Annotated in this window: 16 protein-coding genes; 8 read left to right on the top strand and 8 right to left on the bottom strand. The window is 63.2% G+C overall.

Annotated features, from left to right (window positions below):
* The first annotated feature begins 213 nt into the window (after positions 1-213).
* The 5 genes from cysM to ppc all read left to right on the top strand — a co-directional run bounded on the left by cysM (position 214) and on the right by ppc (position 8870).
* Positions 214-1200 (top strand): cysteine synthase CysM, encoded by a 987-nt coding sequence (gene cysM, locus CLAM6_RS04780; RefSeq protein ID WP_153635282.1) that lies wholly within the window; start codon positions 214-216, stop codon positions 1198-1200.
* Complete coding sequence (locus tag CLAM6_RS04785) at positions 1200-2603, top strand: RsmD family RNA methyltransferase (protein WP_153635283.1); 1404 nt, start codon at positions 1200-1202, stop codon at positions 2601-2603. The genes cysM and CLAM6_RS04785 overlap by 1 nt, the downstream gene beginning before the upstream one ends.
* 56 nt (positions 2604-2659) lie before the next feature.
* Entirely contained in the window at positions 2660-4924 is a 2265-nt protein-coding gene (gene relA / locus CLAM6_RS04790; RefSeq protein WP_043331860.1) for a GTP diphosphokinase, read from the top strand.
* Positions 4921-5889: a nucleoside triphosphate pyrophosphohydrolase gene (gene mazG / locus CLAM6_RS04795; RefSeq protein WP_153635284.1), complete on the top strand. Its 969-nt coding sequence runs from the start codon at positions 4921-4923 to the stop codon at positions 5887-5889. Before relA ends, mazG begins: the two co-directional genes overlap by 4 nt.
* 332 nt (positions 5890-6221) lie before the next feature.
* Complete coding sequence (gene ppc, locus CLAM6_RS04800; RefSeq protein ID WP_043331859.1) at positions 6222-8870, top strand: phosphoenolpyruvate carboxylase; 2649 nt, start codon at positions 6222-6224, stop codon at positions 8868-8870.
* Positions 8871-9125: 255 nt separating this feature from the next.
* On the opposite strand, the gene CLAM6_RS04805 is transcribed toward ppc, so the two are convergent.
* The 8 genes from CLAM6_RS04805 to CLAM6_RS04840 form a co-directional block, all read right to left on the bottom strand.
* Positions 9126-10172 carry an asparaginase gene (locus CLAM6_RS04805; RefSeq protein WP_153635285.1) on the bottom strand — a complete coding sequence of 349 codons (1047 nt, stop codon included), beginning with the start codon at positions 10170-10172 and terminating at the stop codon, positions 9126-9128.
* Positions 10173-10274: 102 nt separating this feature from the next.
* Entirely contained in the window at positions 10275-10934 is a 660-nt protein-coding gene (gene pcp, locus CLAM6_RS04810; RefSeq protein ID WP_153635286.1) for a pyroglutamyl-peptidase I, read from the bottom strand.
* A gap of 76 nt (positions 10935-11010) precedes the next feature.
* Positions 11011-11922 (bottom strand): DUF979 domain-containing protein, encoded by a 912-nt coding sequence (locus tag CLAM6_RS04815; RefSeq protein ID WP_153635287.1) that lies wholly within the window; start codon positions 11920-11922, stop codon positions 11011-11013.
* Positions 11919-12692, bottom strand: a complete 774-nt coding sequence (locus CLAM6_RS04820) for a DUF969 domain-containing protein (protein ID WP_153635288.1) — start codon at positions 12690-12692, stop codon at positions 11919-11921. The genes CLAM6_RS04815 and CLAM6_RS04820 overlap by 4 nt, the downstream gene beginning before the upstream one ends.
* Positions 12693-13059: 367 nt before the next feature.
* Positions 13060-14250, bottom strand: a complete 1191-nt coding sequence (locus CLAM6_RS04825; RefSeq protein ID WP_242007746.1) for an MFS transporter — start codon at positions 14248-14250, stop codon at positions 13060-13062.
* 204 nt (positions 14251-14454) lie between these two features.
* Positions 14455-15069: a hypothetical protein gene (locus CLAM6_RS04830; RefSeq protein WP_153635290.1), complete on the bottom strand. Its 615-nt coding sequence runs from the start codon at positions 15067-15069 to the stop codon at positions 14455-14457.
* 250 nt (positions 15070-15319) lie between these two features.
* On the bottom strand, positions 15320-15934 hold the full coding sequence (locus CLAM6_RS04835) for a CBS domain-containing protein (RefSeq protein ID WP_153635291.1): 615 nt from the start codon (positions 15932-15934) through the stop codon (positions 15320-15322).
* 339 nt (positions 15935-16273) lie between these two features.
* Positions 16274-16774 carry a hypothetical protein gene (locus CLAM6_RS04840; RefSeq protein WP_153635292.1) on the bottom strand — a complete coding sequence of 167 codons (501 nt, stop codon included), beginning with the start codon at positions 16772-16774 and terminating at the stop codon, positions 16274-16276.
* A gap of 707 nt (positions 16775-17481) precedes the next feature.
* On the opposite strand from CLAM6_RS04840, the gene CLAM6_RS04845 reads away from it, so the two are divergent.
* The 3 genes from CLAM6_RS04845 to CLAM6_RS04855 all read left to right on the top strand — a co-directional run bounded on the left by CLAM6_RS04845 (position 17482) and on the right by CLAM6_RS04855 (position 20304).
* Entirely contained in the window at positions 17482-18684 is a 1203-nt protein-coding gene (locus CLAM6_RS04845; RefSeq protein WP_172978624.1) for a GGDEF domain-containing protein, read from the top strand.
* 87 nt (positions 18685-18771) lie between these two features.
* Positions 18772-19395, top strand: coding sequence for a hypothetical protein (locus tag CLAM6_RS04850; RefSeq protein ID WP_153635294.1), 624 nt, complete (start codon positions 18772-18774; stop codon positions 19393-19395).
* Positions 19396-19764: 369 nt separating this feature from the next.
* The gene (locus CLAM6_RS04855) at positions 19765-20304 is read left to right on the top strand and encodes a glycine zipper 2TM domain-containing protein (protein WP_043331847.1); all 540 of its coding nucleotides are present in this window, start codon (positions 19765-19767) and stop codon (positions 20302-20304) included.
* Positions 20305-20413: the final 109 nt, after the last annotated feature.

Here is a 20413-nt window from a genome sequence, read left to right on the forward strand (position 1 = left end):
ATCGTCAAAGGGCGAACGAGCATCAGCGGCAAGCATACCTCGCGCTCTTGAGCGAAGCGATGGCGAGCGCCCTGACAGGGCTGGGCGGGAGCGATATACTGCGCGCATCATCTACACCCCGACGCGGCCCCCCGTTCGTCCTTGGTCGCGATGCCAGCGCCTGACCGCTGTCATTCGGCTGTCCGGGCGCGGCGTCTCTGGAGTCTGCCTCTCATGTCTCATCTCAGCGAAACCCCCGGTGACGCCAACCCTGGCGCGTCCGATTATCCCAGCCTTGCAGATGTCGTCGGCAACACGCCGCTGGTGCGCCTGACGCGCATCACCGCAGGCCGCAACAATGTGCTGCTGGCCAAGCTGGAGGGTCACAACCCCGCCGGTTCGGTCAAGGATCGTCCGGCGCTTTCCATGTTCCAGGAGGCGGAAGCGCGCGGCGAGATCTCTCCCGGCGATACCCTGATCGAGGCGACTTCCGGCAATACCGGCATCGCGCTGGCCATGACGGCGGCCATCAAGGGCTACCGCATGGTGCTGGTGATGCCGGCCAGTGCCTCCAGCGAGCGCAAGCAGGCGATGGGCGCCTACGGGGCCACGCTGATCGAAGCCGATGGCATGGAGCACGCACGGGACCTGGCCGAGGGGATGATCGCGCGTGGCGAGGGCAAGGCGCTGGATCAGTTCGCCAACCAGGACAATCCGCTGTCGCATTACCGCACCACCGGGCCGGAACTCTGGCAGCAGACCCACGGACGCATCACGCACTTCGTGTCCTCGATGGGCACCACCGGCACCATCATGGGCACCTCGCGCTATCTGAAGGAGCAGAATCCGGCCATCGAGATCGTCGGTCTGCAACCTGCCGAAGGCGCCAGTATCGCGGGTATCCGCCGCTGGCCTGCCGAGTATCTGCCGCGGATCTTCGATGCCTCACGCATCGACCGCACGCTGGATATCGGTCAGCACGAAGCCGAAGTCTGCATGCGTCGCCTGGCGCGCGAAGAAGGCATTCTGGCCGGTGTCTCCTCCGGCGGTGCGCTGGCGGGCGCGCTCAAGCTCGCCGAGCAGGTCGAGAATGCGGTCATCGTGTTCATCGTCTGTGACCGGGGAGACCGCTATCTCTCGACAGGCCTCTATACCCAGGACGACGACATGACTCAGCAGGACACGCCCCACAATGAAGCCGTCGCAGGGGAGCGTTCCTGATGGCGCTGCTCGGACAGAAGCGACCGGCGCGCAAGCCGACCCGTCGCGAGAAGGAAGTGGCCAGTCGTGGCACCCGCAATGCCAGCGACGCCGACAGCCAGTGGCTGACGGTCGACCGCCTGGCCCATGATGGGCGCGGCATCGCCCATGACGAGAGCGGCAAGACCCAGTTCATCGATCAGGCCCTGCCCGGCGAGCGCGTGACGCTGGCCATCCACCGCACCCACAAGCGCTTCAATGAGGCGCATGTGCGTGCACGTGACAACGCGGCTGACAGTCGTGTGACGCCGCCCTGTGGCTATTTCGGCAGCTGTGGCGGCTGTGATCTGCAGCATATGGCGTTGGATGCACAGCGCACCCATAAGGTGCAGGTGCTGGGCGAACATGCGACACGCAATGGCGTGACGCTGCCCGAGATTCAGCCTCTGGGCGAAGATGAAAGCCGTTATCGCCGTCGCGCGCGCATCGGCGTACGCGTGACCGATGCCGGTGAGTTGCAGTTCGGCTTCCGGGGACGCGGCAGCAACCAGCTGGTCGATATCACCACCTGCAGCGTGCTGGTGCCGGAGCTGGACCGCCTGCTCGCGCCGCTGCGTGAGCTGATCGAAAGCCTCGAGGCGCCCAAGCGTCTGGGCCATCTGGAGCTGACCGCTGCCGAAGGGCAGGTCATCGTGGTGGTGCGCCAGCTCAAGGCGGTGCCGCGTGATGCGCAGCGCTGGCAGGCCTTCGCCGAGCAGCATGGCCTGGTGGTCGGCTGGCGGGTCGGACGTGATCCGGTGGTGCTGGAGTGGCTGTCGGGCACGCCGAACGCCGCGTATTCGCTGAATATCGGCGCAACGACGCTGCGTCTTGCCTTCTCGCCGGGCGACTTCGTGCAGGTCAATGCGGCGCTCAATCAGCGTCTGATCGACACCGCCTTCGAATGGCTGGGCGACGTCAGTGGCCTCAAGGTGATGGACCTCTACGCCGGTGTCGGCAACCTGACCCTGGCGGCGGCCGCGGCCGGCGCCAGTGAGGTGACGGGCATCGAGGGCAGTCAGGGCATGGTCGATCAGCTGATGGTCAACGCCGAAGCCAACGGCCTGGCTCAGGTGAGTGCACGTCGAGCGGACCTGAGCAAGGCCCTGCCGTCACTCGAGGGTATCGACCTTCTGGTACTAGACCCGCCGCGTGATGGCGCTCAGCCTCTCTGCGAGGAGCTGGCACGTGATCTGCATGCTGGGAGGGTCAGCCGAGTGCCGCAGCGTGTGCTGTACATCGCCTGTGACCCGACCACGTTGATGCGTGATGCACGGCTGTTGCAGGAGGCCGGTTATCGCGTCACGCGTGCCCTGATGGCGGACATGTTCGTTCACACGGCACATCTGGAATCGATGTTGCTGCTGGAGCGGGCGGAAGACTGAGGCGGTGCCCTCGGGCACTGTCATCAAGATGGCAAGATATTCAAGGACATAGGGTCATGGTCAAGGTGCGCGAAGATCAGCCGCTGACCGATAGCGGTGGTGTGGACATCCCGGTGTGGGTCGCGCGACTGCGCGAGGAAGTCCCGTCGGTGAATGCCGAGGTCATGGTGCAGGCCTGTGAAGTGGCGCTCAAGGTGGCGCGCGAGGCGGACGCCCGCGGTGACAAGCCGTGGCGCGAGCCGCTGCGCAGTTTCCGTTTCAGTCTCGAGATGGCCGACATCCTGTCGGAACTCAAGCTCGACCAACCGGCGCTGGTCGCGGCCGTGCTCTATCGCGCGGTACGCGAAGGGCATCTGGGGCTTGAGGCCATCGAGAAGCATTTCGGCAAGGAAGTGGCCCGTCTGATCGATGGCGTGCTCAACATGGCCGCCATCAGTCAGCTGCAGGCGCCGAGTCATGGCATGGCGCAGCATGACCAGCAGGACAACCTGCGCAAGATGCTGGTGTCGATGATCGATGACGTGCGCATCGCGCTGATCAAGATCGCCGAACGTACCGTCGCCCTGCGTCACGTCAAGGATGCCCCGCGCGAGAAGCGCATGCGCGTGGCCAGCGAAGTCTTCGATATCTACGGGCCGCTGGCGCACCGCCTGGGCATCGGTCAGCTCAAGTGGGAGCTGGAGGACCTGTCCTTCCGCTACCGCGAGGAAGATGAATACAAGACCATCGCCAAGCAGCTGTCCGAGAAGCGCCTGGAGCGTGAGCACTACATCGCCGACCTGCTGGTCGAGATGCGCACTCTGATGAGCGAGCAGGGCATCAAGCACTTCGATGTCGCGGGCCGTGCCAAGCACATCTACTCCATCTGGCGGAAGATGAAGATCAAGCGCATCGCCTTCTCCCAGGTGTATGACGTGCGCGCGGTACGGATTCTGGTCGGCACCGTCAGTGATTGCTACACGGCACTGGGGATCGTCCACTCGCGCTGGCACCACGTGCCGCATGAGTTTGACGACTACATCGCCAACCCCAAGAAGAATGGCTACCAGTCACTGCACACTGCGGTGGTGGGGCCGAGCAACAAGGTCATCGAGATCCAGATCCGTACCTTCGACATGCACGAGGAGGCGGAGCTGGGCGTGTGTGCCCACTGGCGTTACAAGGGCCACGATGTCGGCCACAAGAGCCGCAGCTACGAGGACAAGATCGCCTGGTTGCGTCAGGTGCTCGAATGGCAGGACGAAGTCGGCGAGAACGGCGGCCAAGAGGCGATCCGTCAGGGGCTGAGCTCCGATGTCGCGCCGGACCGCATCTACGTCTTCACGCCGGAGGGGCATGTCATCGACCTGCCCAAGATCGCCACGCCGATCGACTTCGCCTACCGCGTGCACACCGAGGTCGGCCATCGCTGCCGGGGTGCCAAGGTCGACGGGCGCATCGTGCCGCTGACCTACAAGCTCAAGACCGGCCAGCAGGTCGAGATCCTGACCGCCACCAAGGGCGGCCCGAGCCGCGACTGGCTCAACCCGAATCTGGGCTATGTACGCACCTCGCGGGCCCGCGCCAAGATCCAGACCTGGTTCAAGCTGCAGGCACGCGACCAGAACGTCGATGAGGGCAAGGCGCTGCTCGAGAAGGAATTCTCGCGGCTGGCGCTGGAGAATCTCGACCGTGACAAGCTGGCCAACGCCGTCAATTACCCGACGCGTGATGACATGTACGCCGCCATCGGCGCGGGCGATCTGCGCGTCGGCCAGGTGCTGCATCAGGCCCAGCAGCTGTTCGGCGACACCGATGATCAGGAGCAGCTCGAGCGTCTGCTGCGCCAGCGCAAGCCGCAGGGCAAGGAAAAGCCCGACGCCGTCATGGTGCTGGGGGTCGGCAATCTGAAGACCACCATGGCCAACTGCTGTCACCCGGTGCCGGGCGATCAGATCGCCGGTTTCATCACCCAGGGGCGCGGCGTGACCGTGCACCGTCAGGACTGCCCGAACCTGATCCAGCTGCGCTCGGACGAGCCGCGTCGCATCGTCGATGTCGACTGGGGTCAGCGCTCGCGCAATCAGTATCCGGTCGATATCGAGATCCAGGCCTGGGACCGCTCCGGTCTGCTGCGCGATGTCACCAATGTGCTGAGCGGCGACAAGGTCAATGTGCTGTCGGTGAACACGCGCACCGATCAGCTCGACAACATCGCCACGCTCAAGATCACGCTGGAAGTCGAGAATCTCGATGTGCTGGGGCGCGTATTTGCCCGCATCCAGCAGCTGCCCAACATCATCGACGTCAAGCGCCTGCGGGTCGGGGGCGACAAGGCATGAGTCGCCGATTGGATGCCAGTGTCGATGTCGATGCAGGCAGGCAAGCCGATACGCGCTACACCCTCGATGACCTGCTGACCCTGATGGCCGTGCTGCGTGACCCGCAGTACGGCTGCCCGTGGGACAGCCGCCAGGATTACGCGAGCCTGGTGCCGCACACCCTGGAGGAGGCCTATGAGGTCGCCGATGTCATCGAGCGCGCCGCAGCCGATGCCAGCGTGCTCGAGGAGCTGCCGGCGGAACTGGGTGACCTGCTGTTTCAGGGCGTCTTCTACGCCCAGATCGCCAGTGAGCAGCAACGCTTCGATTTCCACGACGTGATCCATGTGCTGACCGAGAAGATGCTGCACCGCCATCCGCATGTCTTCCCGGATGGCACCCTCGCATCGCGCCGGGAGGGCATCGCCACTCATGAGGTCGACGAAGGCTCGCTCAACGCCCAGTGGGAGTCGCTCAAGCAGCAGGAGTTCGCTGACGCGCCTGCCAGCCAGACTGCCGGCGACAGCGTGCTGGATGGCGTGCCAATTGGCCTGCCGGCGCTGACGCGGGCGGCCAAGCTCTCGAAGAAGGCCGCGCGTTCGGGCTTTGACTGGCCTGACACGAGTGGCGTGCTGGCCAAGATTCGTGAGGAGCTCGGCGAAGTCGAGGAAGCTCTGGCCGAGGGTGATACGGCCCATGCGCGCGAGGAGGTCGGGGATCTGCTGTTCGCGGTGGTCAATCTCGCGCGCACCCTCAAGGCGGACCCGGAGCAGATGCTGCGCGCCACCAATGCGCGCTTCGAATCACGCTTCCGCCATGTGGAAGCCGCGATCGCAGGGCAAGGGCGCACGCTGGATGAGGCGTCGCTTGCCGAGATGGATGCGCATTGGGATGAGGCCAAGCGCCGGGAGCGTGTGGCTGAGCAGGCGCGACAGGGCGAGGGTGCGGCGTCAGCAGCGCGTCCGGTGACGCCGCTGGTTCGGTGATAGGGCGTCGTCGCAGGGTATTGGGAAAAGGGCATTTGGAAAAATGTAGTAAGTTTACGCGATAGTCGGATTGTGGAGCCGAGGCCCGCGGTCGTATGCTGAGGGGAAGCGATCAGGACGCGAGTCTTGTCCTGCTTTCCGGTCTGCTGCGCCGCGGGTCTTTCCGTTTCGCGCCAGTGTCTTCACCAGCGCCAGACCGGTGTCTTCCCTCAGCCGGTTGTCATCAGGTGTCTTTGCGCAATGAGGGAATCTGTTGTCAGCTATCTGACTGTGTGCCCCTGGTGACAGGGGAAGATGACCGCGGCAGCACCGTCACTCCCAAGGAGGGTTTCATGAGTCACGACTTGCATGAATCGTTGCGCGATAACGTGCGTATTCTCGGTGACAACCTCGGCCAGACCATCGCGGCCGACCTCGGCGATGACTTCGTCGCACGCATCGAGCGCATCCGCGCCCTGGCCAAACAGGGCCAGCAGGGCGATCAGGCCGCCCGTCATGAGCTGATCGACTATCTGCGTGATCTGCCGGATGGTGATCTGCTGCCGGTCACTCGGGCGTTCAACCAGTTTCTGAATCTTTCCAACATCGCCGAGCAGCACTACCGTGGCCGCTTCAAGCGCGTCGAGGATTATCGTCCCGGCAGCCAGCCGGACCTCGGCGAGCTGATCACGCGCATTCGCGAGCGTGGCTTCAGCGCGCAGAAGATCGTCGAGGAGCTCTCGGCGATGCGTGTCGAGCTGGTGCTGACGGCGCACCCGACGGAAGTCATCCGCCGCACCCTGATCCAGAAATACGATGCCATCGAGGGCTGCCTGACCCAGATGGAAGGCGCCTGTGATCGCCCGGAACAGGCGACCCTCGCGCGTGCACGTCTGACCGAGCTGATCAGTCAGGCCTGGCACACTGACGAGATTCGCCACGAGCGTCCGACGCCGGTGGATGAGGCCAAGTGGGGCTTTGCCACCATCGAGAACTCGCTGTGGCAAGCGGTGCCGGACTTCCACCGTCAGCTTGACGAGATGACGCTGGACGCCGCCGGCGAGCGCCTGCCGCTGGACGCCGCACCGATCTGCTTCGCCTCCTGGATGGGTGGTGACCGCGACGGCAACCCCAATGTCACCGCCAGCGTGACGCGGACCGTGCTGCTGCTGGGACGCTGGATGGCGGCGGACCTTTACCTTCGCGATCTCGAACAGCTCAAGTCGGAGCTGTCGATGTGGAAGTGCACGGCCGCCCTGCGTGCCGAGGCCGGTGATGTGGCTGAACCCTATCGCGAGATCCTGCGTCGCCTGATCCTGCGCATGGAAAGCACGCGTGACTGGGCCAAGGCGGGCCTGGACGGCAAGCGCCACGAAGGCGTCGATATCATCGAGACCCGCGAGCAGCTGTATACGCCGCTGCTGGCCTGCTACCGCTCGTTGTGCGATGTGGGACTGGACACCATCGCCAACGGCGCACTGCTCGACACCCTGCGTCGCGTGGCCTGCTTCGGTGTCACCCTGACCAAGCTCGATATCCGCCAGGAAAGTACGCGCCACGCACAGGTCTTCGATGAACTGAGTCAGACGCTGGGGCTGGGCAGCTATTTCGAGTGGGACGAGCAGCAGCGCTGTGACTTCCTCACCAAGGAGTTGGCTGGCCGTCGCCCGCTGATCCCGCGCCATTGGGAATGCTCCACCGACACGCGCGAGGTGCTGGATACCTTCAAGGTCATCGCGCGCGAGCATCGCGAGGCGCTGGGCACCTACATCATCTCGATGGCCGGTCAGGCCTCCGATGTGCTGGCGGTGGCACTGTTGATGAAGGAGATCGGCGGTGATGTGCGCCTGCCGATCGCGCCGTTGTTCGAGACGCTGGATGATCTGGACCGCTCAGGCCCGGTCATCGACACGCTGCTGGGCATGCCGATCTATCGCGAGCAGGCCGGTGATCGTCAGGAAGTGATGATCGGTTACTCCGACTCCGCCAAGGACGCTGGCCAGCTGGCGGCTGCCTGGGCACAGTACCGCGCTCAGGAAACGCTGGTGGAAGTCACCAAGCGCCACGGCGTCGAACTGACCCTGTTCCACGGCCGTGGTGGTACGGTCGGTCGTGGCGGCGGCCCGGCGCATGCGGCGATCCTGTCCCAGCCACCGGGCTCGGTGACCGGCTCGCTGCGCGTCACCGAGCAGGGCGAGATGATTCGCTTCAAGTTCGGTCTGCCGGACATCGCCAGCCGCTCGATGGAGATCTATGTCTGCGCGGTGCTGGAAGCCAGCATGCTGCCGCCGCCGGCGCCCAAGCAGCAATGGCGAGACGAGATGGATCGCCTGGCCGGTATCGCGCACAAGGCCTATGTCGGCGTGGTGCGTGAAGACCCGAACTTCGTGCCGTACTTCCGCTCGGTAACACCGGAAACCGCACTGGCACGTCTGCCGCTGGGCTCACGCCCCGCCAAGCGGCGTCAGGATGGTGGCGTCGAGACGCTGCGTGCGATCCCGTGGATCTTCGCCTGGACCCAGATTCGTCTGATGCTGCCCGCCTGGCTGGGCAGTGGCGAGGCCTTCGCCACGCGCATGCAGGAAGAGGGCGGCCTGGAAGTGCTGCGCGAGATGATGAACGACTGGCCGTTCTTCTCCACCTACGTCGACATGCTGGAGATGCTGCTCTCCAAGGCCGACCTCTCGACGGCGGCCTACTACGAGCAGCGTCTGGTCGATGAGCCGGCCCTGAAGGCGCTGGGGCAATCGCTGCGAGATCGTCTCGAGCGTCTGGAGAAGGTGGTGCTGGAGATCCGCGATCAACAGGCACTGCTTGAGCATATGCCGCTGATCCGTCAGGCCATCGATGTGCGCAACCCCTACATCGACCCGCTGCATGGTCTGCAGGCCGAGCTGCTGCAGCGTAACCGCGACGCTGATGGCGCCATCTCCGCCGAGCTGTCACGCGCACTGATGGTGACCATGGCCGGTATCTCGGCCGGTCTGCGCAACACCGGTTGATCCAGTTGATCCAGCTGGCCCTGTTGATTTGCGCCTTGGCGTGAAGGATTAGCCAAGGCCTATCAGCGAAACTGGAAAGCCCCCGTCAGGTACGCCTGACGGGGGCTTTCTGTTATCTATCGGTCAACGCTGAAGGCTGGTTTGCGCGCTGATCAGCGACCAGAATTCAGCGCTCAGCGGCTAGAGTTCAGAGGCTAGAGTTCAGAGGCTAGAGCTCAGCGATAAGAGTTCAGCGACACGCGGGGTCGCCAGGACTCACAGCAGGCCGCTGGCGCGCTCACCTACCAAGGGCATCAGGAAGCGTTCCCGCTGCCAGTCCTCATCCTGATCGAGCGCCACCAGATGCAGCAGTTTGGTGAAGGCCGCTTCCAGCGTCATGTCGTCGCCTGACAGCACGCCGACAGTGGCCAGGCCTGCGCCGGCCGCATAGTGGCCGATGGTGACCGGCCCGTGCGGACATTGGCTGATACCGGCCAGCAGCTTGCCTTCGCCACGCGCATCGGCCAATACCCCCAAAAGCTCGCCGTCTTCCGGCAGATTGCCGCTGCCCCACAGCTCCAGCACGGCGCCCTTGACCTCGGGGCGCATCAACTGCACACGCACGCTCTCGGCGCTGATGCCGGGGTAGAGCGGCAGGCGAATGATGCTGTCCTTGCCGAGGCGGGCATAGTCGGGCAGCTCGAAGGCGGGGCCTTGATCATCCATCAGGCGGCCGGGGTAGAGCACGACGCGGTCATCGACCCATTCGCCCAGCAGCGGCGCATTGGGCGTGGTGAAGCCGCGGTGGTCCTGGGTGTACCACTTGCGGGTGCACACGCCACGCAGCAACTGTCCGCCGAAGGCGACCACGACTTCATTGAGGGTCGGCTGGGCGGCGGCGGTGAGTGCCAGTTCGACATTGCCCAGCGCGTCACTGTGCTCGGCTTCCAGCGGCAACTGTGCGCCACTGACGATCACCGGGCGCGCGGTGCCCTTGAGCTGGAAGGCGAGGCTGGAGGCCGTCCAGGCCAGGGTGTCGGTGCCCTGCAGGACGACGAAGCCATCGAAGCTGTCGTAGGCGTCCGCGATCTGGCTGGCGATGGTGTGCCAGTCCGCCGGTGTCGCGGAGGAGGAGTCGATCAGCTGCGGAAACTCGCGCAGGGTGAAGGCGGGCAGACGGCCACGACGGCTGGGGGGCAGTTGCTCCAGTGCTGCGCGCAGACGTGCATCGAAGTCACCGGCAGGTACCAGTCCTTGTTCACTTTCCACCATGCCCAGCGTGCCGCCGGTATACAGTACCAGGATGTGCGTCTCGGGAGTCATCGTGTCCACCTGCCAGAAATGGGAAAGCCGGCATTGTAACGCATGCCGGCTTGCAGGGGAGCTGTCGGCGTCGGGCGTTCAGCCGCGACGCGATGGGGGCGCTCAGCTGATATTGCCACCGCCGATGCGCGCATCCTCCTGATGGGACATGGCGCTGATGCACATCACCCGTACGCCTTCGAGCATGCTTTCAAGACTCATGGTCGGCAGGCGGCCATCGACACTCTGCTCGGGCAGCGCCGGGATATGCACGAAGCCGGAGCGGATGGGGCTATCCGCCAGATGACGCTGCACCCCATAGAACAGGTGGTTGCAGACGAAGGTGCCTGCCGTGTAGGAGACGCTGGCGGGAAGGCCTGCCGCCTGGAGGTCGTTGACCATCGCCTTGATCGGCAAGGTGGTGAAACAGCCATCCGGGCCGTCGGCCTCGATGGGCTCATCCACCGGCTGGTGGCCGCCGTTGTCCTTGATGCGATAGTCATCCAGGTTGATGGCGACACGCTCCGGCGTGATGGCGCTGCGACCGCTGGCCTGACCGAGCATGATCACGGTGTCAGGGGCGTGTTCGCCGATGGCCTCGATGACGCTGTCAATCGCGGCGTAGCGTGTCACCGGCACCCGGCAGGTGATGATCTCGAAGCGCTCATCGGGCTGGTCGTGCATGGCCAGTGTCTGACCGTCCAGTTGTTCGATGATCTTGAGGGCGGGATTGACGCTATCCGTGCCGAAGGGCTCGAAGCCGCAGAGTAGCAGACGACGCATGATGAAATTCCTTGGCTGGCATCGATCACCGCGGGTCACGGCTGGCGGTGATCGATGCGCGGGTAAGAGTGGGAGATCAGAAGGCCAGCAGCAACATCAGGCTGATATTGGCGGCCAGCATGACCAGCGCAGGCAGTATCTGTGCGCGAATGATGTGGTAGCGGTCATCCAGTTCCAGCAGGGCGGCCGGCACGATGTTGAAGTTGGCGGCCATCGGCGTCATCAGAGTGCCGCAGTAGCCGGACAGCATGCCCAGCACGCCGACGATGGCCGGGTTGCCGCCATGCAGCGCGATGACCAGCGGATAGCCGATGCCGGAGGTGATGACCGCAAAGGCCGCGAAGCCGTTGCCCATCAGCATGGTGAATACGGCCATGCCGACGCAGTAGGCAATCACGCAGGCGATCAGGCTGGTATCCGGCACCACGCTCGAGACCAGCCCGGCGATGGTCTGGCCGACGCCGGCCTGATCGAACAGCAGGCCAAGGGCGGCCAGGAATTGCGGCAGGATGGCGGCCCAGCCGATGGCATCGGCCAGACGGCGACCTTCCTGCATGCCGGTCGCCGGGCTCTCGCGCAGCAGCAGCAGCGCCACGGCAAAGGCCAGTACCGTTGCGACGCCCAGGCCGACCAGCGCACTCTGACCTGTCGTGAGGGTGTAAAGGAAGGTGCCGACCGGAATCACCAGCGCGGGGATGAACAGGCGCGACCCCAAGCGCTTGCGGCGCGCCTGACGCGCCTCATCGCTCAACTGGCCGTAGTTGCCGAACCCGAGCTGGCCGGTGGCGGCCAGCAGCGCCAGCGCCAGCATGGCAAGTCCGACCGCGACATCGGGCAGCCATTGTCCAAATGCCAGGCTGATGCCGAAGATCATCCAGAAGGCACTGGTGCCGAGTCTGCGCGGATGATCACGATCGGTGAGCGTCAGGACGGCAAAGGCCATGATGGCGAAGCCGGTAATCAGGTAGAGAGCGTCGATACTGTTCATGAGTGGCTCTCCGTCGCAGAAGTGGTGAAGGTGTCCTTGCCTGGTGTCGCGTTGGTCTGGCCGGAGGGCTGGGGGTATTCCTCGCGCAGCAGCTGATGTTCACGGCGAATGCGTGCGTCCAGCCGGCGGCAGAGCACGAAGACCACCACCAGTGACACCAGCGCGGTGGGAATGGCATACAGCGCCATGTCGGCCAGGCTGACGCTGGCGCCACTCTTGTCGAGCACGCTCTTGATCAGCAACAACCCGCCGGAAGCCACGAAGATCAGCTGGCTGAAGAAGTTGCCGAAGTTCTCGCTGACGGCATTCAGAACGCGGATGCGTTGGCTCAGGGCCTTGAAGCGTGGCGAGCTCAGCGCCTCTTCGGGGAGATCACGTTCGGCGGCGCCGACTGACATCGGGGCGACCAGCGGTCGGATCATCGCCGGGTGACCACCGAGCTGCAGGCCGAAGGCATTGGTCGCCTTGCGCAGCACCAGGTAGCTGAAGGAGATGCGCCCGGCGCTGGCGGCCCGCAGTTTCTGGACCAGATGTTCGGCCTGATCACGCAGTCCATTGCGTTCGAGCAGCCCGATCACCGGCAGGGTGATGATGAACAGCGAGACGGCGCGGTTGTCGGTAAAGGCCTGGCCGAGCGCGGCGAGAATTTCAGTGGGTGACATGCCGGCCACCAGGCCGGAGGAGAACCCTGCCACCAGCACCACCAGCAGCGCATTGAGGCGCAGTGCCAGGCCGATGACGATGATGGCTACGCCGATCAATGACAGCATGAGGTGTCTCCCGAGCAGGGGGAGGACAATCGAATCCTTTCGAAGGACATGAGCATGTGCCTCTGGGTGTGAGATTGTTGTTATGAGGGTCTCGTTGCGAAGCAGGTCGAACATTGTCTGGCTGGTTGACCATGGCCGAGCAGTTCGAACATGGCAGTGCCGTTCGAACATGGCAGGGCGTAATGTTCGTTGCTTTACAACGAGAACTCAGAGGGTAGAGCGACACCAGAGGAATCCAAATGAGACATTCGGAATATATAAATTTCAACGACAAGTAGTATCGATAAAATCTATCATACAGGCATGGCTGACAGATAATATTGATGCCTTGGTGGGGCCTTGCCTCACCCCTTGAGGGGAGAAGATGTCAGCCATCGACCACTTCGGCGCTGCCATCCTCGCGCAGGCAGATACGGCGACGCCTGCCGACCTGGAAGCCAAGCATGGCGGCGCTCAGCAGGATCAGCGCGAACAGCGACGCGATCACGCGCAGGTCGGCCGTGATTTCCAGCAGAATGCCGACGGCGAGTGGCCCGAGGGCGGCCAGCATGTAGCCGGTGCCTTGTGCCATGCCGGAGAGGGCGCCCGCCAGACGTGCATCGGAGGTGCGCAGCACCAGCAGCGTCAATGCCATCGAGAAGCTGCCCCCCTGGCCGAAACCGAGCAGCACGGCGAACAGCCAGCGCAGGGACAGTGGCCCGATCATCAGTCCCAGCAGGCCGATGGCGGTACAGGACAGCAGCAGCAGGATGGCGGGGCGCTGGTCGCGCCCCATGCGGCCGATCACGGGGGCCAGCAGGGCAGTGAGCACCTGTGCCATTACCGAGGCGGCCATCAGCCAGCCGGATTCGATATCGCTCAGACCGCGTTGCTGGAGCAGGAAAGGCAGCCAGCCAAAGACGATATAGGCCAGGGAAGACTGGCAGCCCATGAAGAAGGTGACCTGACGGGCCAGCGGCAGGTGCCACAGGCGAGGGGCAGCCTGCTGATGGCTGGTCATCTTCTCTGGCCACGGGTGGGGCATGCTCAGGCGCCAGGCGGGAAGCGCGATCATCACAAGCAGCGCCCAGCAGGCCAATGAGGCTTGCCAGCTGTCGAGAAGATTGGCCAATGGCACGCTGAGTCCCGCGGCCAGCGCCGCACCAAGACATAGCGCCATGGTGTAAACGCCGGTGAACAGGTCGGCTCGCTCAGGATGCTCACGCTTGACGATGGCGGGCAGCAGGGTGCCGGCGACGCCGATGCTGCCGCCACATAACAGGGTGCCGAGATAGAGCAGCAGTGCCATGTCACTGGCTCGCAACCACAGGGCGATGCCGAGAGTGACCAGGGCAAGGCTGAGGGTGCGCTCTACCCCCAGGCGGCGGGCCAGGCGCGGCGCCAGTGGGGCGAATAGTCCCAGGCAGACGACGGGCAGTGTGGTGAGAAGGCCCGCTGCCAGCGTGCTCAGGCCCAGGTCCTGGGTGATGCGATCCAGCAGGGGCGCCAGGGATGACAGCGCCGGACGCAGGTTCAGGGCGACCAGAATCAGGATGAGCAGGAAAAGGGATGCTGGCATTCGGCGCATGAGGAAACCTGAACGAGAGGACAGGTCTGTGAGAATACCGGCATATGCTCAAGCTGTCTTGCCGCGAACCGTTCTTCCTCCAACCGGACCCTGGACAGCAGAACGCTCGGCAGTTGCCGAGCGTTCTGTCTCTATGCGCCTTTCTCGATGGGCCTTTCTCAATTCATCTGTCTCAATGCGCCGCTCCTGTGCCCCTCAGTACTTGGGCTCAAGCTCCAGCTCGCGTGTCGGGCTGTCGATCCTGCGTGCTGCCGCGCGTTGACGCGTCGTGGCGCCGTCGGCATGCACATCGTGGCCGCGGGGAGCGACATTGCGCCATGCGGGCGTCTTCTGCAGGCGCTCGGCATTGGCGCGTGCCGTATTGGAGACTGGCTGGCGACTCGCCTTGGCGCGAATCAGGGTCATGTCCTCGGTGCTCAGCAGCATGCCCTGGGGCGTGCGCTCCAGCACGAGGTGGCCGCGGAAGTGCCAGCAGCGCATGGGGGTATGCGCGACACGATAGCGATGGCCAGCCACCTCCAGCGAGATGGCTTCCTTCGGCTGGCAGCCAAGGGGATGCAGAGTCACTTCCTCCAGCAGCACCAGACGATTGAAGTCGTCCGGCTGAAGTACCTGATTGCCATCATACATGCGCACCGGGAAGGCATGGTTGTCACGCTGCAGCTCACGCCGCTTGTGACTGACGCTGCCGTTGCCTTCCACGATGCCGGCACCACACACATGCACGAGCTCGCCATCAATCTGTTTGATGACGAGCACCTCGACGTGGCGCTGCTTGAAAAGATGATCACGCAGTGAGCGTAATGGCATGGCTGAAATCCTCATCTACACCATCCGTTGGCTGAGTATATCCGTCAGAGCCCGAGTCATCTCTCTGACCGACAGGCGCTTCCATGCTGCCTGCCAAGTGATATCTCGCGCTGATAGCCACATCATACGCCGTTTGTGAGCATTTTTCCCGAATCAAGCACCAGTCTGGGGATAAACCATCTTGTCAAGACGCGGCTTCATGACGCCTCTGTCAGCCAGATGACTGAGAACACTGCCTACCCTTGTCGGGTCACTCGTACTTGCCCAGCACGGCCCGGCAGATATCAGCGAAATTGCGTGCTTCCGGCGGGTGTTCCAGATCGAGCCCCAAGGCCTTGCCGACGCGGGAGGCGGCGACCAGACCGCGCACGCAGGGCTTGCCATCGTCGCCCTGCTCGGTCACCAGCAGGTGGGATTCTCCGCTCTGACGCAGTGTCTCGACCAGGTCCCCGACGCGGGCGCGCTTGAGCACGGCGAGAGGAATGCCCTGCAGCTCTGCGCGGGGTATCTGCACCATGTCGGTAGTGACTTCGTCGCGCTGAACATTGAAGCGGGTCATGGCGCGCATCACGACTCGGCCACCCTGCAGCTCACGCGAGGTCACCACGCCGGTGAAGGTGCCATCATGATCGTGGACCAGCAGCAGACGCACCCCCGCCTGTTTCATGGTCGCCAGTGCCTGACCGATGGAGGCGCTGCCCTGAATGCTGCGACCGGCGGTAACGGCAAAGTCCGTCACCAGCTCACTGGCCGGGCTATCCATGGTGATGTCGCCGATCGGCTGCAAAGGCAGACGAGCGGAAGTGACATGAGAGAGCGTTTCGACGTCGAGGGTATGGTAAGCCGACGGTGCAATGGCATTCATGGACTGACTCCTGTAATCAGATGACGAGCATGTTCTGCGTACTATGAGTCAGGCGAGGGCCAGGAGTTTCCTGCACGATGGGTAACCTCAGGTTGCTACTGTCGCAACAGTGACAGGAATTCCGGTCTATCAAGTCAATATTCGTCGCTATCTGTGCGAGTTGGGAAATGGATAGATTCCATTTGGGAAACAAAGCCCCGGCAGGCCGGTACTGGCATGAGCCAGCAGTTTTCTTGCCCCTGACAGCATTGATGCCCACTGCACGAGGCGAGTGGGCATCATTGAGCCGATTCAGGGAGTCATCCCTTCATCAGAGGCTGGCGTTCACGCCTGGGCGCGTCACACCCACTCCTTGAGGTCGCCGCGTACGGCATCCAGGAAGGTGATGAAGTCCGTCTGGTCATCGGCGTCGCAGCGGTCCACCTTGCAGGCCAGCTTCATCTTGGTGCCGGCGACGATTTCGTCATACACCTCGAGCGTGAGTTTCTCGACGCTGGCATCAGCGGGCTCCTGCTCACCCTCCAGCAGGCTGAACGTCGTCATCAGCGTGCCGCGAAGACGCGTGGTGCCGCCTTCAGCGACCACACGACGCACCTTGAGCCAGCCTTCGCGCACCATGATCTCACCCTGCGCATCGCGTTGCTTGTAGATGGTGCGATAGCATGCATTCTCGGAGACGCCCTTGGCGGCCATGCTTTCATAGGCCTTGATCATGCGCGTCGCCATGGTGCCAGCTTCGGCGATCTTGCGGCGGGCAGCACGATGTTCACGTTCCAGGCGGTCTTGCTTGGAGAAACGCTGCCACAGGTGGAAGTCGCGTGTCAGAGTGGTCGCGTCCATTACAGTCTCTCTTCTCTAAAGCGGCGGGGAAAAGTGGGTGACGGCTACTGCCATGTCCAGGCGCTGATGGTGTCACGAAGGCGGGCGATTGTCTGCCCGGTTCTTGTCTCAGACGTCGAGGAGGGCCCGAGTGTCAGGTGGTCCGGGTCATGCAGGCTGGCGACGAGATGTCAGCATTGCCATGCTCAAGAGTACCATTGACTGGTCACGGACTTTTTCCAGCCCGGTCATCATCACGACTGAATCTAGGGCTTAAATCTTCTCTGAACTACTCTGCAAGTCACCCACAAGGCCCACTTTGTGAGAATCTTCGACTGATGATCCTCGAGATTGCTGATGCTTCACGCTCAGGCTCCTGCTACGTGAGCCACGCCGCTGTGATGGGATTGCCAGTCTCGCAGGGGAGGGCGCCTGGTACACGTGAGTCACATGCCTGACTGCGCTGCATGCCTTGTAGGATGCGCACTGGTAAGGGCTGTCACGTTTCATACAGCAGCGTGAGATAGAATAGGCAGGTAAAATCATCAGGTAGCGCGCAGCGGAGGCACACGGGAAGTGCCGTAAATGAGGAAGGAATCATGGCGAAAGCAGATCGCCGTCGCAAAGCGGGAAGTCGGCAGGGTGTCTTGCGCACGGTAAACATGAAGTGGCGGTGGCCAGCTCCAGCGGGGCTGGCTGAGCGGCACCTCGTGCTTTATCAGTTGTTCATGTGGATCTATATCAGTGCGCTCGGCTGCCAGCTGGGCTACTTCGCTCTGCTGGGCCTGCAGCCTTATCCGCAGCCGGTGGTGATCAATGTCATCGGCGTCCTGCTCAACGTCCTGGCCATCATGTTCCATCGCAAGGGGTACATGAATTCCGCGTTGCTGTTGCTGGTGGTGCCGATGTCAGCCAAGGCGGCATGGTGGGAATACCAGTTTGGCGCCGAGGGTGGCTTCGAGTATTTCCATATCGTCGCCATCTTCTTCGTCTGTATCGCGTCCCTGTCACGCATTCAACGGCTACTGTTCAGTGGTGTCCTGCTGCTGTTCTATATCGGTGCCCAATACCTCACCAGCCCGGTCTATATCGTCTCCTATGAGTTCATGTCGTTGGCTAGTGTCGTCAACCTGGTGATTTCCGTCACCTTCATCGCGGTGGTGGCCGTGCAGATCGGGTGGGAGGCTGAGCAGCGCGAGAAGCGCTACCGTCGTGACTTGCGCCATGATCAGCTGACGGGGGCGCTGTCTCGTTTTGCCTTGCTGGAAGAGGGGCCGCGTCTGCTGAGTCGTGGTGGCCTGGGAGTGCTGATGATCGATGTCGATCACTTCAAGGCCATCAACGATACGCAAGGGCATGCGATTGGCGATGAGGTGCTGATAGAGCTGACGCAACGACTGCGTCATCACCTGCGCGGCAGTGATCAGTTGTGCCGCCAGGGGGGAGAAGAGTTCGTGGCCCTGTGCCCGACGGAGGACAGAGAAGGGCTCCAGCACGCAGCCGAGCGCTTGCTGCTCTCGATCAACAGTCGTGCCTTCACGCTGAGCAACGGCCAGCTGCTGCGGGTCACCATCAGTATCGGGGTGGCCCAGGGCGGACCGGCCGCTTGCGCGGAATCACTGCTGCCGGACCTTCTGCAGCGTGCCGATCAGGCCATGTACCGTGCCAAGCGCGAAGGGCGCAATCGGGTAGTCACCGTCTGGGATACGCCCGATCACGGCGCAGCCAGTCTCGATCAGATCGAGCCGTCTGATCACGACCACCGCCCCGATCACGGCCACAGCCACGACAGCCTGGCCATGCCAGGCATGCCGCCACTGGACACTCCGGGCGATGGATCAGGCGCAGCGGCCTCGACCCCCAGTCGCTCTGATGTCAGTCACCATGACGATGTGCAGACCGCCGATGAGGTCTATCAGTGGAAGCGCTGACGCAAGGATGATGGCTTTGCCATTTCACCTCATTGGGCGTGATATCCGTACATGATCCACGCTCTCACCAAGCGGAGAGACAAGTTGATGATGGATTCCTGCGGCAGCGTGTCGCGCCGGCTCTTGCGGAGACTGCTGGTGGCGACGCTGGTCAGTGGTATGCCGCTTGCGGCGGTTCAGGCGGAGGAGTCGCCGAATGCTGCAGCGTCTTCGAGTGACGGGCAGGCGCCCCGGGCGCAAGTGATTGCCGACCCGGCGACACCCTCTCTGCCGCCTGCCGCCAAGGCCAACAACAGCATCTTTCGCTGTATGCAGGCGGGGGTGCCCACCTGGCAGCAGCAGCCTTGTCAGCAGGGCGATACCCCCGTCACGCTGGATGATTCACTGACGGTGGTACCCGCCGCTGACGTGGTAGAGGAAACCTCAGGCGAAGACCCGACCGCACAGCGCCTGGCGCGTGAGAAAGAGCGTGCCCTGGCCGCACGTGAGGAGAGTCAGCGCCAGTACCGCATTCGTTCAGCGCTGGATGATGGCTATCTGGTGCAGGGCATGAGCGAGGCTCAGGCCATCTCGTTGCTGGGCAAGCCCAGTGATATCAGCGAGACGATTGCCGATGACACGTCCTGCCGTCTGCTGAACTGGTGGGAAGATGTCCGCGTACAGTTCTGCAACGATGAAGCCGTGTCCATCACGGCCAATCAGCTGGACTGAGTGACTTGCGGTCAGGGCCATCAAGGCAAGGGCCGGTGCGAGCTGAGGCGCTCGCACCGGCCCTGTTCGTTCTGTCCGACTCGCACAGCCCGCGTCAGCGCCAGGACGATGAGCGGGGTTTTCTGGTCGCAAGCCTGCTTGCCAAGAAATTGCTAATATAAGGCATGATCTAGCGTAGATACTGGTTTTTCCACGCCCGATGTTGCGAAATGGCGACGACCGGGTGGTGAAGTTGCCACATTACCGAGTTTATCGAACAGTGTTAGATTACTCTCCGAACGCAGCGGCAAGCCCCTCAAGTGTCATCCAGGGGCGTGGCTGACTGGCCGACGAGCCAGGCTGCAACACTATTCGGTGAGGAGAACACGCATGAACAAGTCCATCCTGATTGGCGCGATCGTTGCTGCACTGGGCATTGGCGGTGGAGTGGCGATCGGCAGCTATACGGCCAGCAACTCAGGCCCTGAATATGCCGATATCGTGGCGGTGGATGCCGTGACGGAAACCGTGACCACCCCGCGCGAGGTCTGTCACAACGAGACCGTGACGCATCAGGCGCCCAGCAAGGACACCCACAATGTCGTGGGCACGGCCGTCGGCGCGATCGTCGGCGGTGTCGTGGGCAATCAGTTTGGCGGTGGCAATGGCAAGAAGGTGCTGACAGCCGCGGGCGCCGTGGGTGGCGGTTATGCCGGCAACCAGATCCAGGGCCAGATGAAGAAGGGCGACACCTACACCACGACCGAACAGCGCTGCGAAACGGTGCAGGACGCGTCAGACAAGGTGGTCGGCTACGACGTCAAGGTCGACATGGGTGACGAGACCCGCACCGTGCGTCTCGAGGACAAGCCGGACGTGAAGCGCTTCGAGATCCGTGACGGTGAGCTGGTGCTGCCCCAGCAAGGCTGAGGCCAGCTAGCCGCCAGACAAGAAGACCCCCGACGGATTCCGTCGGGGGTCTTCTTTTTTTGGACATCCCGCTTTCTGGGTATCCAGCTTTCTGGGCATCCAGTCGCGC

It is taken from the genome of Cobetia sp. AM6, assembly GCF_009617955.1.
In the GTDB taxonomy this organism is placed as follows: Bacteria; Pseudomonadota; Gammaproteobacteria; order Pseudomonadales; family Halomonadaceae; genus Cobetia; species Cobetia amphilecti.